Here is a 16,629-nt window from a genome sequence, read left to right on the forward strand (position 1 = left end):
CTACAGAGTGATCACTACCCCACCTAAAGCAACCACAATCACCACTGCCCATGCAGGCAGTTTCCAGATGGTTAACAGTAAGAACCCAGTGAGCGCCAGCGCAAACTCGTAAGGCCCTACAATGGCGCTGGTCCACACGGGGTTGTACAACGCTGCCCCTAAAATGCCCACTACCGCCGCATTGGCCCCGCGCATCAACGCCTGAGCGCTGCCCCACTGGCGGAAGCGGTTCCAAAACGGCAGCACGCCTACCAACAGCAAAAAGCCTGGCACGAAAATCGCCAGCAGCGCCAACAGTGTGCCGATCATGCTGGGCAACCCAGGTAGTAGTGCCCCTAGGTAGGCCGCAAAGGTGAACAGCGGCCCCGGCACGGCCTGTGCAGCCCCATAGCCAGTCAAGAACTCATCCGCCGTTATCCAGCCCGACTGCACTACTTCAGCTTCCAGCAGCGGCAACACCACATGACCACCACCAAAGACCAGCGCACCCGAACGGTAGAACGCATCCACCACGGCCAACCACATCGCCCCACCGGCCAGTAGCGGCAATAGCACCAGCAGTGAAACAAACAGCCCCAAAGAGATCATGCCCACCTTCCGGGACACCGCAACATGCAGCGAGTCCGCCAGCTCGCCCTGAGCGCTTTCGCGGCAGAGCATTAGCCCCGCCAAACCACCCAGCACAATCGCACTCACCTGACCCAACGGCCCACTTACCATGACCACCACGGCAAACACCGCCGCAAGCGCAATACCTGCTCGGGTTTTATCCGGGCAGAGGTTACGCGCCATCCCCCACACCGCATGGGCCACAATGGCCACCGCCACAACCTTCAAGCCGTGAATAATGCCACTGGCAATTGGCCCATCCAGCACTGCCGCACCCATGGCAAACAGCGCCAACACCGACGCCGAAGGCAGCGTGAATGCCAGCCATGCCATGGCCGCGCCCCAAGGGCCTGCCCGCATTAACCCCAACGCAAAGCCTACCTGACTGCTAGCCGGCCCCGGCAAAAACTGGCATAGCGCGACTAAATCCGCGTAGGCCTGCTCAGTAAGCCATTTGCGCCGCGCCACAAACTCCGTGCGAAAGTAGCCAAGGTGTGCGACCGGCCCACCAAACGAGGTAAGCCCCAGGGCCAGAAACGCCCAAAACACTTCACTTATCCGCCCTTTTGGCGGCGCCTGTTCTGCCATTGTTCCCACCGTTTAGCCAATTAAAAAGCGCAAGGCTCAATGTTAAGCCTTGCGCTTGACTGCTTGATGACATTCCCTATGGTCATCTATAAGGGGCAGCATGGTGACGCCGCTTTACGCTTAGTCGGTGACCGCACCCGTACTCGCAGAACTGACCAACTTGGCGTATTTCGCCAGTACACCGCGCGTATAACGAGGTGCTGGCTGCTGCCAAGCCGCGCGGCGGCGCATCATCTCCTCGTCACTGATATGTACATCAATGGTGTCCTCTTCGGCGTCGATGGTGATGGCATCGCCATCTTCTACCAGCGCCAGCGGGCCACCGTCGAAGGCTTCCGGCGACACATGCCCCACCACAAACCCGTGGCTACCGCCAGAGAAGCGGCCGTCGGTAATCAGCGCCACATCGTTGCCCAGTCCACGGCCCATAATCGCCGAGGTAGGCGTGAGCATTTCGCGCATGCCAGGGCCGCCTTTCGGGCCTTCGTAGCGAATCACCACCACATCGCCCGCCACCACGGTGCCGTCGTTGATGCGTGCCTGGGCTTCCTCTTCCGAGCCAAACACCCGCGCCGAGCCGCTAAAGCGCGTGCCCTCTTTGCCGGTGATTTTCGCCACCGCGCCTTCCGGCGCTAAGTTACCAAACAAAATACGCAGATGGCTTTCGCCTTTAAGCGGGTTACCCAGCGGCGCGATGATCTGCTGATCAATGGGATAAGGCTCCACATCGGCTAAGTTCTCTGCCAGCGTTTTACCCGTGACCGTTAGGCAGTCGCCGTTAAGTAGCCCGGCATCCAGCAGGATTTTCATCAGCGGCTGAATACCGCCAATCGCCACCAGCTCGCTCATCATATAGTGGCCACTGGGGCGCAGGTCGGCCAGCACCGGCACGCGCTTACCAATCTCGGTAAAGTCTGACAGGGTCAGCTCAACGTCGATAGTGCGAGCCATGCCAATCAGGTGCAGCACCGCATTGGTCGACCCCCCAAGGGCGATGACCACCGTAATCGCGTTCTCGAACGCTTCGCGGGTCATGATATCGGAGGGTTTGATATTTTGAGCCAGCAGCGCCAGCACGGCCTCACCGGCGGCTTTACAGTCGTCGCGCTTTTCCTGAGAAATGGCGTTCTGCGCTGAACTACCCGGCAGGCTCATGCCCAATGCTTCAATGGCAGACGCCATGGTGTTGGCGGTATACATACCGCCACAGGAACCCGGGCCAGGGATGGCGGTTTCTTCGATGTTTTTAAGCTCAATTAGATCAATATCACCACGAGAATGGGCGCCCATCGCCTCAAACACCGAAACAATATCAGTGTGCCCTTTGCCGGGCATGATGGTGCCGCCATAAACAAACACGCTGGGGCGATTCAGTCGCGCCAAGCCCATCACGCAGCCCGGCATATTTTTATCGCAACCACCTATAGCTACCAGCCCATCAAACCCTTCACAGCCCGCCACGGTTTCAATCGAATCGGCAATCACTTCCCGCGAGACCAGCGAGTACTTCATGCCTTCGGTGCCGTTGGCAATGCCATCAGAAATAGTGATGGTATTAAAAATCACCCCTTTGCCACCCGCCGCGTCGGCACCAGCGCAGGCGAACTCTGCCAGCTCACCAATATGGCTATTACACGGCGTCACCATGCTCCAAGTGGAAGCGATACCCACCTGAGGCTTTTGAAAATCGTCGTCGTTGAAGCCCACGGCGCGCAGCATGGCGCGGCTAGCCGCTTTACCGGGGCCATCCACCACTTGGGCAGAGTGGCGGCGGGTATTATGGTTGGTCGGCTCGGTCATAACGGACTCCTCTCAATGGCATGGCAAAGGGCACAGCTTGGCGATATATCTGACATCCCGCAAGCTGCTTAACTTATGGCACCATAGCGTCACCACCACCCGTGACGCTGATTGCCGTGAAGGAACGCCGCCGTATGCCTGCCAATGCCTTGTTCTCCCCTACTCCGCTCCCTCCTGGCTTTATGGTGGTACATGCTAACCGCTTGGAAGATTTACGCGGTTTGGCGGTGGAGTGGATGCGCCGCCAGCCGTTGGGGCCGCTGGAGAACGAAACCATTCTGGTGCAGAGCAACGGTATTGGGCAGTGGCTGAAGCTGGCGCTGGCGGAAGACCCCAAAAACGGCGGCGCGGGTATTGCGGCGGCACTCGACGTAATGCTGCCCGCGCGGTTTCTATGGCAGGCCTACCGCACGGTGCTCACGCACGTTTCCCAAAACGCCGATGCCGTGCCGGAAACCTCGCCGTTCGATAAATCGCGCTTGGTGTGGCGGCTACTGCGCCTGCTGCCTACCCTGGCCGGGCAGCCGGTGTTCGAGCCGCTGGCGCAGTTTCTAGAAATCGACCGCGACCAGCGCAAGCACTACCAATTGGCCGAACGGCTGGCGGATCTGTTTGACCAGTATCAGGTGTACCGCGCCGACTGGCTGGATGCCTGGGCCAACGGCCACGATGTACTGATTACCGCAAAAGGCGAGCACCGCCCGCTGGAAGAGCACCAGCGCTGGCAGCCCGCGCTATGGCGCATCCTGCGTGACGACGTGGCTGCCACCCAAGGCGATGCCGGGCTGAACAGCAGCCGCGCCCAGGTGCACCAGCGCTTTTTGAAGGCCACCGAGCACTTGGAAGGCCAAGACTGCCCGCCGGGGCTGCCCCGGCGGCTGATTATCTTCGGGATTTCATCGCTGCCCCAGCAAACCCTGGAAGCGCTGGCGGCGCTCTCACGCTGCTGCCAAATCGTGCTGTGCGTGCACAACCCCTGCCAGTTCTACTGGGCGGATATTATCGAACACAAAGACCTGCTGCGCGCCCAGCGCTACCGCCAGCGGCGCAAAACCGGCATGCCCGAAGCGCTGGATGTACTGGGCACCGGCGACGCCGACGATGCCCTGCACCTGCACGCCCAACCGCTGCTGGCCGCCTGGGGCAAGCAGGGCCGCGACTACCTGCGCCTGCTCGATGAGCACGACGACTCTGGCAACTACCAAACCCTATTCGAGCAGCAGGCACTGCGCATCGATATGTTTGAGCCGTTCAGCGGTGAAGATCGCCACTGCCTGCTCAGCCAGCTGCAAGACGACATCCGCGAGCTGCGCCCCGTGGCGGAAACGCAAGGCCACTGGCCTGCACTGCCCGCTTCCGATGACTCCATCGTGTTTCATATCGCCCACGGCCCCCAGCGGGAAGTGGAGATTCTCCACGACCAGCTGCTAGCCGCCTTTAGCGCCGATCCACACCTGCGCCCGCGAGACATCATCGTTATGGTGCCGGATATCGACCGCTACGCGCCGCACATCGAAGCGGTATTTGGCCAGCTGCCCACGGACGACCCACGGCACATTCCCTACACGCTCTCGGACCAAGCCAGTCGCCACCGCCTGCCGCTAATGATTGCGCTGGAAAAGCTGCTGCGGCTGCCGGAGCTGCGCCTGTCGGTGAGCGATTTGCTCGACCTGCTAGAAGTACCCGCCCTGCGCCAGCGCTTCGGCCTAGAAGAACGCGACCTGCCGGTACTAGAGCGCTGGATGGAAGGCGCGGGCATCCGCTGGGGGCTCAACGCCAAGCAGCGCCAAAAGCTGGAACTGCCCGGCGGGCTAAGCCAAAACACCTGGGCCTTCGGCCTGCGCCGCCTGCTGTTGGGCTACACTGTGGGCGACGGCCACGCGTGGCAAGGCATCGAACCGTTTGATGATATTGGCGGGTTGGAAGCGGGCTTAGCGGGGCCCCTGGCCACGCTGCTAGAGAAGCTCGAAGCCACCTGGGAGACCTTCTGCCAACCCACCGATGCCGCCACCTGGGTCGCGCGGCTACGGGAACTGCTGGAGACTTTCTTCCTGACCGACGACGCCCAAGAGAGCGTCATGCTCTCCAAGCTGGAAAGCGGCTTGCAGCAGATGCTGGAAAGCAGCCGGGAAGCCGAACTCAACGACCCGCTGCCGCTCTCTATGGTGCGGGAGCACTGGCTGGCGCAGATTGATGAGCACAACCTTTCCCAACGCTTCTTGGCCGGTGCGGTCAACTTCGCCACGCTGATGCCCATGCGCGCCATCCCCTTCAAGCGGGTGTGCCTGCTGGGCATGAACGACGGCGAGTACCCCCGCTCCCAGCCGCCGCTGGATTTCGACCTGATGGGCAGCGACTACCGCCCCGGCGACCGCTCCCGCCGGGAAGACGACCGCTACCTGTTTTTGGAAGCGCTGCTCTCCGCCCGCGACCAGCTCTACGTGAGTTGGGTCGGCCGCAGCCAGATCGACAATACGCCGCTGCCACCTTCCGTACTGGTGGGCCAACTGCGCGACCACTTAGAAGCCGGCTGGCAAACGGAAGACGGCGCCCCGCTGCTGGAAACACTCACCACCGAGCATCCGCTGCAGCCGTTCAGCCGCGCCTACTTCACTCCCTCAACAAGCCGACTGTTCACCTATGCCCACGAATGGCGGGAAGTACACGCCCCGCGTACGCCCACCGCCGCGAGCCGTACGCTGCCGCCGCCAGAAAACGCCCCCACCACGCTGTCCCTTGGGCAACTGGGCGGCTTTCTGCGCGAGCCGGTGCGCAGCTTCTTCAATACCCGCCTCGGCGTCTATTTCGAGCAGGAGGCGATTGCCGAGCTAGACGCCGAACCCTTCGCCCTGGATGGCCTGCAAAACTGGCAGCTACAAGACCAGCTGATTGCCGCCCAACGCCACGCGGTGGATAACGGCCAGCCGCGTATTGAAGCATTGCACGAAGCATTGGAGCGCTTTCAAGGCCAGGGCGTGCTGGCCATGGGCGCGTTTGGCGAACGCATGCGCGATACCCTCGCCGAACCCATGGAAGCCCTTTTCAACGACTACGAAGAAGCGCTAGCCGCGTGGCCCATCGCCCTTAACGAACCCGAAGCGATTTACCTGGAAAGCCACGAGGGCAGCGTGTTGGAAGACTGGCTAAACGAACTGCGCCAGGATGAAGCAGGCCAACGCTGCCGCCTGCTGCTGCTCAGCAGCAGCTTGATCAAGAACAGCAAATACCAGTGGCACCTGCTGCTGCGCCCCTGGGTAGCGCACTTGGCAGGCAACTTGAGCGGCCCGATGACCACACAGCTGCTCTCCAAAGCGGGGCACGTCACGCTAGAGCCTGTGGATGCCGAAACCGCTCGCCAGCACTTGGAAACCCAGCTCGCCGCCTGGAAAGCCGGGTTAGCAACCCCACTGCCGCTTTCACCCCACGCCGCGTTTGCCTGGTTAACCAAACAAGGCACGCCGGAAATAGCCCAAGAGACCGACCGAGACAGCGACGCCTTTGCTGCCGCCGAAGCCGCTTACGAAGGCGGCTACAAAGTGACCGGGGAAGTAGCGCAAAGCGCCTATCTAGGCCACCAATGGCCCCGCTTCGAGCGGCTGTTTTTTGAGCAGGCCAACGGGCACACCTTTGCCACGCTGGCTGAAGCGCTGTACGCGCCGCTGTTCAAAGCAGTGAAAAAGCCCAATATCAGCAAAACCCAGTAAAGTGCTAACCTTTAAACACAGCACATGTAAGCAAGGAGCAGCCGCCATGCGTCTCACCCAAGCACAGCGCGATACCATTCTGTCAGGCGTTCGCGAGTTCGCCGGGGCCTCAACAGACACATACGTGTTTGGCTCTCGATTAGATGATACAAGGCGAGGCGGCGATGTTGATTTACTGCTGATATCCCCAGCGGCCATACCGCTGCTTGCTTGTGCCGAACTCAAAATGGCGTTGGAAAAGCGTCTCCAGCTACCTGTCGATATCCTGACCTATGTATCGAGTACAAAACCCACCCCCTTCCAAGCAATTGCCTTAGCGCAGGCACGCTCCATTAATAGTGAGAAAGCCGCATGAGTCAGGATATTCTCGGCGATCAACAACGCCACCTTGCGCAACTACTTGAAGCCATTCAGCGCTGCGCCTGGTTTCTACAGCAGTCACGCAACAAAGTTACCTGGCCAATGGATGGCGAGTGGCTAGCGGATCACAAAAAAGATGTAGCACTATTCGAAACACTTGCCGCTATCAATGAGCGGTTTGCCAAGCTGCAAGACTCTTTAGCGTCAGCCATGCGACACAGCGCTTTACTGGCTGGCGAACCCACTGACAGCTTTCTCAAAGTGCTGGCTCTATTTGAAAAGCAAAGGGTGATTGATGACATTAGCGATTGGCAGCGCTGCCGAGCTATTCGCAATATAGCGGCGCATGACTACGCAACGCACTACGCCCAAATAGCAGAACACTTTAATCTACTGAACGAACTCGCCGACATGCTCCTTCTAACGTCACAACGTCTTGTGAACTGGAGCGCAGAGCAACTACAGATTTTGCCCGCAAGTCAGGATTTCTCTACTGAGTTTGACAGTATTTTCATATGAGTCAGCCAACCCCACTCAACCCTCTTAAGCTCCCACTCCACGGCAGCCGTTTGATTGAAGCCAGCGCGGGCACGGGGAAAACTTTCACCATCGCGCTGCTCTACGTGCGCCTGGTGCTGGGCGGGCAGCACAGCAAGGACGACACCGCCTTCGTACGCCCGCTCACCCCGCCGGAAATTCTGGTGGTCACGTTCACCAACGCCGCCACGCAAGAATTGCGTGAACGTATCCGCCACCGGCTGGTAGAAGCGGCGGCGGTGTTTCGTCATCAGGGTGAAGACTCTCTTCTGTTAGCGCTACGCAGCCAATACCCCGAGGCCACCTGGCCCGCCTGCGCCCGCCGCTTAGAGTTAGCCGCCGAGTGGATGGACGAAGCCGCGGTTTCCACCATCCACAGTTGGTGCTACCGCATGCTGCGCGAGCACGCCTTCGATAGCGGCAGCCTGTTCTCGCTCAATTTAGAAAACGACCAGCAAGAGCTAGAGCAAGAGGTAGTGCGCGACTACTGGCGCACCTTCTACTACCCGCTAGACGCCGAGGCGCTGGGCAGCATCACCAGCTACTGGAAATCGCCCGACCAGCTGCACCAAGACGTACGCAAACTGCTCCACGAAAGCGATGCACTGGGCGCCCCACGCCCCGAGCCCACGCACACCTTAAGCACCGCCGCCGCCGAGCGCAGCGCCCTGCTCAGTACCCTGAAAGCCCCCTGGCCCGCCTGGCTGGACGACCTAGTGCCCGCGCTGGAAGACGCCGCCAAACGCAAAGCCTTCAAAGGCCAAAGCTTCAACGCCAAAAGCCGTGCCAACTGGCTAGGCGCCCTGCGGGTGTGGTGCGACAGCGACGCCACCCGCCCTGCGCTCACCCCCGCCGCCTGGAAACGCCTCACCCCAGAGGGCATGGCGGAAATATGGAAAGAGGGCGCGCCCCCTTGCCCCGCCGCCTGGCAAGCGCTGGCCGAGCTGCCCGCCGCACTGAATGCCCTGCCCGAGCCGCGCAACGACCTGCTGATTCACGCCGTGCAGTGGTGCAAAGTGCGCCTGGAGCGGGAGCAAGAGCGCCGCGCCGAAATGGGCCCCAACGATCTGCTCACCCATTTAGACCGCGCCCTGCAAGGCCCCAATAAAGAGGCGCTGGCCGCGCAAATTCTGCGCCAGTTCCCCGTAGCGCTGATCGACGAATTCCAGGACACCGACCCCATCCAGTACCGCATTTTCAACGCGGTGTATGAGGTCGCCAAGCCCCGCCGAGACGCCGCCATGCTTCTGATAGGCGACCCCAAGCAGGCCATTTACGCCTTTCGCGGCGCGGATATCTTCACCTACTTAAAAGCCCGCGAAGACACCGCAGGCCGCCACGTCACCCTGGGCACCAACTACCGCTCCAGCCGCGCCATGGTAAACGCAGTGAACCACTGCTTCCGCTACGCCGATGAGCACCCGGCCGGGGCGTTTCTGTTCCGCGAAGAAGGCGGCGACAACCCGCTGCCGTTTCTGCCGGTAGAGGCCAAAGGCCGCAGTGAGCAGCTTGTACACCAGGGCCAGCCGCTGCCCGCCATGACGCTTTGGCCGCTGGAAGCCGACGAGCCGCTCTCCAAAACCGCCTACCAAACCGAGATGGCCGAACGCTGCGCCTCGTACATGGCGGAACTGCTCAGCGCGGGCCAACAAGGCGAGAGCGGCTTTCAAACCGATGAGACGCTCACCCCGCTCAAGCCATCGGATATGGCGGTACTGGTGAACGGCCTACAGGAAGCCCGCGCCATTCGCCTAGCGCTGGCCAGCCGTGGGGTGAAGAGCGTGTATCTCTCTGACCACGATAAGGTGTTTAGCTCGCCTATGGCCGCCCAGGTAGAGCGCTGGCTGCGCGCCTGCGCCGAGCCGCTGGCCAGCTCCCGCCAGGCCGAAGCACACCTGCGCGCAGCACTGGCCACGCCGGTGCTGGGGCTGAGCTTGGCGGACCTAGACCACCTGCAGCAAAACGAGCTGGCCTGGGAAGAGCGAGTAGAACAGTTCAGCCGCTACCACCGCCTGTGGCAGCGCCAAGGCATGCTGCCGCTGGTGCGCCGCATCATGGTGGATTTTGATATTCCCGCCCGCCTGCTGGCGGAGTTTGAAGAGGGTGAGCGCTTGCTCACCGACCTGCTACACCTGGGCGAACTGCTGCAGCAGGCGAGCGCCGAACTGGACGGCGAACACGCGCTGATTCGCTTTCTGTTTGACGCCATTGCCGACCCGGAAAGCCACGGCGACAGCCACAAGCTGCGCCTGGAGAGCGACGCGGATTTGGTCAAAGTGGTCACCATCCACAAATCCAAAGGGCTGGAGTATCCGCTGGTGTTTCTGCCCTTCATTGCCAACCACCGCCCGGTCAAAGCTGAGGACGTACCGCTGCGCTGGCACGACGGCGAGGGCAACCTACAGCTCAGCCTAGAAGCGGATGACGCGATACTCGCCACCGCCGACCGCGAACGGCTGGGGGAAGACCTGCGCAAACTCTACGTGGCGCTCACCCGCGCCCGCCACGCCACCTGGCTAGGGCTGGCCCCGCTGAAAGCCCTGGAAAACAGCGCACTGGGCTACCTGCTAAAAGGCGGCAGCGCCCTGTCACCGGAGGCGCTCAATAACGCGCTTGATGAACTGGTGGAAGGCAGCGAGATACAGATTCACCAACCCCCCGCGCCCACCGCAGAGCGCGTGGCCCAAGTGGAGCAAAGCAGTGCGCTGGGCCACGCCCGCACGCCCACGCGCCCCGCTAAAGAGCACTGGTGGATTGCCAGCTACTCCGCGCTGCGGCTTTCCGGCACGCTTACCGCTCCGGTGCTGCCACCGCTGGAACCCACCACCGCCCAGGAAGCCACCGCGTTTGAAGTGCTGGATGAACCCCAAGAACTATCTCAAGAACGATCCCAGCTAGAAGCGTTTCACTTACATAAGTTTCCACGCGGCCCCGGCCCCGGCACCTTTCTGCACGGGCTGCTGGAGTGGGCGGGCAAGCAAGGCTTCGATAGTGCCGCCAACGATATGGAAGCACTCAACGATATGCTGTGGCGGCGGGTGCAGCTACGCGGCTGGCAGGCATGGCAAGAACCGCTGGCGGGTTGGCTAAGCGCCCTGCTCACCACGCCGCTACCGCTGGCCGCGCCCACCCCGCAAAGCGTGGCGCTGAATGAGTTAGAAAGCTATCAGGTAGAGCTAGAGTTCTGGTTTGCCGCCAAGCGGGTGAACACACAAGCCATCGATGCGCTGGTGAGCAAGCACTTACTGCCAGGGGTAGAGCGCCCCGCGCTGGATGCCGACACCCTGAACGGCATGCTGAAAGGCTTCATTGACTTGGCCTTCGAGCACCAGGGGCGCTTTTACGTGCTGGACTGGAAATCGAACTACTTGGGCCCCAACGACAGCGCCTACGACCCCGAAGCCCTGCGCCACGCGCTGCTGGCCAAACGCTACGACCTGCAGGCCGCGCTCTACTTACTCGCTATGCACCGGCTGTTAAAAGCGCGCCTGCCAGATTACGACCCGCACCAGCATTTGGGCGGCTCGATGACGGTATTCCTGCGCGGCAGCCGCAGCCCTGGGCGCGGCGTGGTGGGCGAGCCCGCCCCGGTTGAACTCATCGAAGCCCTGGATAGCCTGTTTGCAGGCGAGCCCCACGCCACCCAGCAGGAGGCCACGGCATGAGCCGCCAGCACGACACCCACACCTTCGATATGTTTGGCGATGCGCCCACCGCCAGCGCCCACCCGGCACTCAGCAGCACTCCGGAACTGCTGGCCCTGTGCGAACGCTGGGTAGCACGAGGCTGGCTGCGGGATTTAGACCGCGCCCTGGTGCGCTTTTTAGCCAGCGAAGCCCCAGACGCCCCCACGCTGCTGCTACTGGCCGCCGCGCTGGCCAGCCACCAGCTAGGCCACGGCCACGTATGCCTGGATATTAACGCCACGCTCAACGCGCCGGATTTCGCCCTTTCGCTACCGCCCGAAGGGGACGACCTCACCGACCCGCCGCCGCTGCCCAGCGATGTGCTGGCCACGCTCACGCTCAGCGAATGGCAAGCCGCCCTGCACCACCCGCTGCTCACAAGCAAAGGTCCAGGCAACACGCCGCTAGTCGTAGTGACCACTCACTCAGCCAACGGCGACCCCAGCACACGGCTCTACCTGCGCCGCTACTGGCAGTACGAACAAAGCCTGCACCAACACATCGCCGCACGCCTGGAAGAGATGAATGACGCCAGCGCCTCGGGGTTACTCCCCCAAGCGCTCAACATCCTGTTCAAGCAAGGCAACGGCCTAGACTGGCAAAAAACCGCCTGCGCCCTGGCCGCCCGCAGCCGCTTCGGCATCATTACCGGCGGCCCCGGCACCGGCAAAACCACCACCGTGGTACGCCTGCTCGCCCTGCTGCAAACCCTACAACTGGCCCAGCACCCCAGCCAAGCGCTGCGCATTCGCCTAGCCGCCCCCACCGGCAAAGCCGCCGCCCGCTTGAACGAATCTATCGCTGGGCAGGTGAATGCGTTACCGCTTGATGAGTTGGCAACGCTGTTAAGTGAACACTCACCTTCTGCGGCAGCCAGCGAGATCGCGATTCCTACGGAAGTGACAACACTGCACCGTTTACTCGGCGCACGCCCCGACACCCGCCACTTCCGCCACAGCGCCGCCAACCCGCTAGCGCTGGATGTACTGGTGATCGACGAAGCCTCAATGGTGGATATCGAAATGATGGCCGCCACCCTCAGTGCCCTACCCGCCCACGCCCAGTGCATTCTGCTGGGGGATAAAGACCAGCTCGCCTCGGTAGAGGCAGGCTCGGTACTGGGCGACCTATGCCGCCGCGCCGACGCCGCCCACTACACCCCGGCCACCGCCGAATGGCTGGCACAAGCTACCGGCCAGCCGATGCCCGCAGATTTCATCGACCCCGAAGGCCAACCGCTCGACCAAGCCATTACCATGCTGCGGGTTAGCCACCGCTTTAATGAACACAGCGGCATCGGCCAACTGGCGAAAGCCATTAACCAGCCAAGCCATGCGCAAAGCGAACGGGAAAAACAGCAGGTGGTAAGCGCCGTGCTGCGCCACGGCTACCCGGATGTGCACCACTTGGTAATGAACGACGACGCCGCGCTAGATAAGCTGGTGATTCACGGCAGCCCCAGCGGTTTTGCAAGCAACGGCGAAGGCCGCACCGACCACCAAGGCCAGCCCATCGCCCCGCCCACCGGCTACCGCCACTACCTCAACGTGCTGCACGCACAGCGCCCACGAGGGGAGTCGTTCGAGGAGAACCAAGCCGTTTATAACACCTGGGCGAGTGAGGTACTCAGCGCCTACAGCCACTTCCAACTGCTGTGCGCGCTGCGCAAAGGCCCCTGGGGGGTTGAAGGCTTAAACCAGCGCATCGCCAGCACATTGCGCCGCGAAAAACTGCTGTTAGTCAGCGACTACACCTTGGAGAAAGGCTGGTATGAAGGCCGCCCGGTACTGGTCACCCAAAACGACTACGGCCTGAAACTAATGAACGGCGATATCGGCATCACCCTGGCCGTGCCCGACCCACGCAATCCACAGCAAACGCTATTAAGAGTCGCGTTCCCCAGCAGCGACACCGAAAAGCCCATCCGCTGGGTGCTGCCTTCCCGTCTGCACGCGGTGGAAACCGTGTTTGCGATGACAGTGCACAAATCCCAAGGCTCGGAGTTCTTGCACACCGCCCTACTGCTACCGCCCACGCTAAACCCCATTCTGACCCGCGAGCTGGTGTACACCGGCATCACCCGCGCCCGCGAATGGCTCACGGTGGTGGAAGCCAAACGCGGGGTGTTGAATGAGTCGGTGGTGAGGGAAGTGGTTAGGGTTAGTGGGGTTGGGGGTTAATATCAATGTTAGCTGTTAATATCCAAGGTTAACGGAACATGATCACTTGTTGAGATCCAATCATCATGCTGGCCGATACGCAAAGAACATGTTTCAGTTAAGTCAGAAGAAGTAAAAACATAATCAATGTGATAGGCCTTGCGGCGATTCCGCTGTAAAAAAAACGTTGGGCTGGTCTCCTTGCCTTGTTCTTCTCCGAACAGGCTATGATACTGGCTCTTGAAACCCATCTCGCCGAGTTCAGCAACTACATTTGAGTGATTCCACCATCGATCTGGCTTATCCCAGCGTGCATTGCTATTAAAATCACCGAGAATGATGGTCTTGGGCCCGCTGAGTTCGTTACGGTGAATCTGAAGGTACTTCCAGAATTGGCCCATGTAGCCAAATGCTTCTTCGTTGCGCCCCTTTGTCCAAACGGCAAGCACGATGAAATCTTTATTAATGGTGAAAGGGAGAAAAAGCCTGAGATCTTCCGTGCTCCATCTCAGTGTTGCACTTTTGCTGAACAGCCCAGAGATGGAAAAGCTGCCGCTCCAATTTAACTTTTCAACTTGATGACCGTTTCGCGAAAAAATGCCGATGCCACGATTTTTTGACTCACCCAACCACAAGTAAGAACCAGCCCATTCCCTATATTCAGGGGTCGATAATGCAGGATCTTCACATTCCTGAACCACCAAGACATCAGCTCGCAAACTATCTGCTTCTGCAAGCTTTCGTCTCAGTGCTCCATTACAATTCCAAGTTACGATTTTCATAGAGAGATAGTTGCAGTCAAGGGGGCCAACATACGCTGCGTTTGGCTTTTTTATAAGCTTCTCGGTTAGTCTTCGACAAAAAAATCAGTATCCACTTTCTTAACTTCATATACTGCGGCAGAACTAACGCCCACGCCATGATCAATCATCAGTTGCACGAGATCCGTGCCGTCTAGCAGAACAACTTTGGGATCAATTTGTCCGACGTAATCCAATGCCTCCTTTGAGAATCGACTAGTTGTAATGAAGACTCCTTTCCTAGCCCGCTGACCATGCAAAGCTCCAACAAATTTCTGAATCTCCGGTCGCCCTACCACTGACTCCCAACGTTTTGCCTGGAGATATATAGTTTCCAGTCCAAGACGATCTTCTTTAATGACGCCATCAATACCTTCATCGGCCGTTTTACGGGTAGCTCTGCCTGCTTCTTTTACAGAACCTCCATATCCCATCGAAACGATAAGGTGAACAACGAGTTTTTCGAAAAATTCAGGCGTATTACTCTTTATGAGATGAAGAAGCTCGTTTGCAACTTCGTCTCGTAACTGCTGATAGGCTTGCTCCAATGTTTCTTCAGGAGTTGTAGTCGTTGTCTCACTATCACAACTATGAGTTACTTTTTCAGTTCGATTTTTACTGCTTGCTTGCCTGAACTCCTGAAACTCTTCAAATCGCTGCAGATACTGGATGTCTATCCGCTCTGGGCTTTCTGAAAGAGCTTTTCGGCCGCGATTGGAAATATAAAACTTACCCCGCTTAGGTGATTCCAAGACCCCAGCTTGGGTTAAGTAAACCTTAGCCCAGGCTACACGGTTTGCGAAGGTAGATTGTCGGCCGCTTGGCAGCCTTTCCTCAAGATCTTCTTGGGACAGGCACATCATTTTTGCCAATCTCTCACGAGCTTCTTGCATAGTATGCTCTTCACCATCAGCAGAGATCTTGAGTAATGGCAACATCAGTGATTGAAAATCAGGTACAGCCAAGAACGTCTCCTGTTGTATTAACGGTGGATGCAAGCTCTAAGTGCAACATGTCCAGACCAACAATAGAAGCAGCTATATTAAATTTGACAATTGCGATATTGCTCTATTGAACGGCTTAGATGCGTTGCATTCCTGGGTGAACGAAGCAGATGTACTGTTTCCATGAGGCTATGATGATAAACCAATGACATCAAAACAAAATTGTCGGGCCCCTTGCGGGTGATAATCATTATATCTGCTAGCTCATGGGTACGCAGAGCCACGTTACCTTTCTTGAAGTGCTGGATCTCGTGGATACCATTGAGGATTTCTGCACCCAGGTTTCGATCAGCCATGTTTGACGGCCTCTTGGAACAGTCCTTCGTTAATTCAAGCTTTCTTCACAAATTGCGCGGTCACCATCATGTCGCCTGCGCCGTCTACTTTGCAGTCTAGCTGGTGGTCTTTGCCCTCTTTTAGCCGTTTGATGACGGCTTTGGTGCCGATCTTGAGCACTTGGGAGCTGCCTTTCACCTTGAGGTCTTTGATCAGCGTGACCTTGTCGCCTTCGGCGAGCGGCGTGCCGTTGGCATCCGCCACGTTCACGGCCTCTTCGGCGGCGGCTTCTTCAGGGTTCCATTCGTGGGCGCATTCGGGGCAGATGAACAGGCGTTGATCCTGATAGACAAATTCAGACTGGCAGCGGGGGCATGGCGGGCAAGACATAAGCAGTGGCTTCTATAGTGAATGAGCGGCTGATAATACTCAGCCAGGGCGGCCTTGGCGACTGGGGCGTGGCGGTGGCCGTTTGCGTTGCCAGTGCGTTAGGGAACCACCCACTGCCCTGCCCAGCCGTCTTCACGCGTAAACAGGGCGCGGCGGTGCTGCGGGCCGAGGTGCAGCGCATCAATGGTGTTGACCTGGAGTAACAGCACGGCGAAGGCCTGCTGATCTGGCGTTTTGGTGTACGCCAACGCATCGGTAATTGGCTCGCCAGGGGTAGGGCCACTGCTGTAGGCGCTGCGCGAGTGTTCAGGCACCCGCTGCCAGTGTTCGTGAGCAGTATCTCCCGTTAACACCGTCACGCTTGCCTCAATACGCGTTTGCAGATGGGCGGTGCCATCCCATACATGCAGCGCGGCAACGGGAGTGGTATGTAGTGCCTTTACCTTATCTGAATGAACATCTGTATATAGCGTGAGTGTGGCGGCCTGTTTGTCTGCGCTACGCAGCACCACCGTGCGTGCCTGGGGCATGCCGCTTGGGCTGACGGTTGCCAAGGTAGGGTGCCGAGCAGGTGCGTGGCGGTCGTGTACGCCGCGAATCAAGCGTGCCCACAGGTGGTCGTGAAGCTGTGGCAGCGTTTCGGCCCAAGGGTGGAGAGTTTGCATAACATGTCCCCTTAGCTGTGCATCGATGTTTAGGATAATCAATTTACCATT

At 59.4% G+C, this 16,629-nt stretch carries 12 protein-coding genes; 5 read left to right on the top strand and 7 right to left on the bottom strand.

Annotated features, from left to right (window positions below; all coding sequences use genetic code 11):
• Together BB497_15740 and BB497_15745 are read right to left on the bottom strand one after the other, a co-directional pair.
• Complete coding sequence (locus tag BB497_15740) at window positions 1-1,197, bottom strand: chromate transporter (GenBank protein ID AVI64059.1); 1,197 nt, start codon at window positions 1,195-1,197, stop codon at window positions 1-3.
• 120 nt (window positions 1,198-1,317) lie between these two features.
• Window positions 1,318-2,997, bottom strand: coding sequence for a dihydroxy-acid dehydratase (locus tag BB497_15745; protein AVI64060.1), 1,680 nt, complete (start codon window positions 2,995-2,997; stop codon window positions 1,318-1,320).
• Between the two features lie 134 nt (window positions 2,998-3,131).
• Between BB497_15745 and BB497_15750 the strand changes: the two genes are divergently transcribed.
• The 5 genes from BB497_15750 to BB497_15770 are packed head-to-tail and all read left to right on the top strand — an operon-like array spanning window position 3,132 to window position 13,464.
• Window positions 3,132-6,701 carry an exodeoxyribonuclease V subunit gamma gene (locus tag BB497_15750; protein AVI64061.1) on the top strand — a complete coding sequence of 1,190 codons (3,570 nt, stop codon included), beginning with the start codon at window positions 3,132-3,134 and terminating at the stop codon, window positions 6,699-6,701.
• A gap of 46 nt (window positions 6,702-6,747) precedes the next feature.
• Complete coding sequence (locus BB497_15755; protein ID AVI64062.1) at window positions 6,748-7,056, top strand: hypothetical protein; 309 nt, start codon at window positions 6,748-6,750, stop codon at window positions 7,054-7,056.
• A complete protein-coding gene (locus tag BB497_15760) occupies window positions 7,053-7,580 on the top strand; it encodes a hypothetical protein (GenBank protein AVI64063.1) in 528 nt (175 codons plus the stop codon). Before BB497_15755 ends, BB497_15760 begins: the two co-directional genes overlap by 4 nt.
• A complete protein-coding gene (locus BB497_15765; protein ID AVI64064.1) occupies window positions 7,577-11,263 on the top strand; it encodes an exodeoxyribonuclease V subunit beta in 3,687 nt (1,228 codons plus the stop codon). The genes BB497_15760 and BB497_15765 overlap by 4 nt, the downstream gene beginning before the upstream one ends.
• Entirely contained in the window at window positions 11,260-13,464 is a 2,205-nt protein-coding gene (locus BB497_15770; protein ID AVI64065.1) for an exodeoxyribonuclease V subunit alpha, read from the top strand. Before BB497_15765 ends, BB497_15770 begins: the two co-directional genes overlap by 4 nt.
• Window positions 13,465-13,472: 8 nt before the next feature.
• Here the strand turns inward: BB497_15770 and BB497_15775 are convergent, their stop codons facing one another.
• The 5 genes from BB497_15775 to BB497_15795 form a co-directional block, all read right to left on the bottom strand.
• A complete protein-coding gene (locus BB497_15775; GenBank protein ID AVI64378.1) occupies window positions 13,473-14,192 on the bottom strand; it encodes an endonuclease in 720 nt (239 codons plus the stop codon).
• Between the two features lie 98 nt (window positions 14,193-14,290).
• Window positions 14,291-15,208 (bottom strand): restriction endonuclease, encoded by a 918-nt coding sequence (locus BB497_15780; GenBank protein AVI64066.1) that lies wholly within the window; start codon window positions 15,206-15,208, stop codon window positions 14,291-14,293.
• 77 nt (window positions 15,209-15,285) lie between these two features.
• Window positions 15,286-15,495 carry a hypothetical protein gene (locus tag BB497_15785; protein AVI64379.1) on the bottom strand — a complete coding sequence of 70 codons (210 nt, stop codon included), beginning with the start codon at window positions 15,493-15,495 and terminating at the stop codon, window positions 15,286-15,288.
• 82 nt (window positions 15,496-15,577) lie between these two features.
• Window positions 15,578-15,913, bottom strand: a complete 336-nt coding sequence (locus BB497_15790; protein ID AVI64067.1) for an alkylphosphonate utilization protein — start codon at window positions 15,911-15,913, stop codon at window positions 15,578-15,580.
• A gap of 98 nt (window positions 15,914-16,011) precedes the next feature.
• Window positions 16,012-16,578: a pyridoxamine 5'-phosphate oxidase gene (locus tag BB497_15795; protein AVI64068.1), complete on the bottom strand. Its 567-nt coding sequence runs from the start codon at window positions 16,576-16,578 to the stop codon at window positions 16,012-16,014.
• Window positions 16,579-16,629: the final 51 nt, after the last annotated feature.

Source organism: Halomonas sp. GFAJ-1 (assembly GCA_002966495.1).
Classification (GTDB): Bacteria; Pseudomonadota; Gammaproteobacteria; order Pseudomonadales; family Halomonadaceae; genus Vreelandella.

Bases quoted from the DNA above. Each gene is read 5' to 3' on its own strand.
- BB497_15740 (AVI64059.1), bottom strand. From the start codon at position 1,197: ATGGCAGAACAGGCGCCGCCAAAAGGGCGGATAAGTGAAGTGTTTTGG.
- BB497_15745 (AVI64060.1), bottom strand. From the start codon at position 2,997: ATGACCGAGCCGACCAACCATAATACCCGCCGCCACTCTGCCCAAGTG.
- BB497_15760 (AVI64063.1), top strand. From the start codon at position 7,053: ATGAGTCAGGATATTCTCGGCGATCAACAACGCCACCTTGCGCAACTA.
- BB497_15755 (AVI64062.1), top strand. From the start codon at position 6,748: ATGCGTCTCACCCAAGCACAGCGCGATACCATTCTGTCAGGCGTTCGC.
- BB497_15765 (AVI64064.1), top strand. From the start codon at position 7,577: ATGAGTCAGCCAACCCCACTCAACCCTCTTAAGCTCCCACTCCACGGC.
- BB497_15795 (AVI64068.1), bottom strand. From the start codon at position 16,578: ATGCAAACTCTCCACCCTTGGGCCGAAACGCTGCCACAGCTTCACGAC.
- BB497_15790 (AVI64067.1), bottom strand. From the start codon at position 15,913: ATGTCTTGCCCGCCATGCCCCCGCTGCCAGTCTGAATTTGTCTATCAG.
- BB497_15770 (AVI64065.1), top strand. From the start codon at position 11,260: ATGAGCCGCCAGCACGACACCCACACCTTCGATATGTTTGGCGATGCG.
- BB497_15750 (AVI64061.1), top strand. From the start codon at position 3,132: ATGCCTGCCAATGCCTTGTTCTCCCCTACTCCGCTCCCTCCTGGCTTT.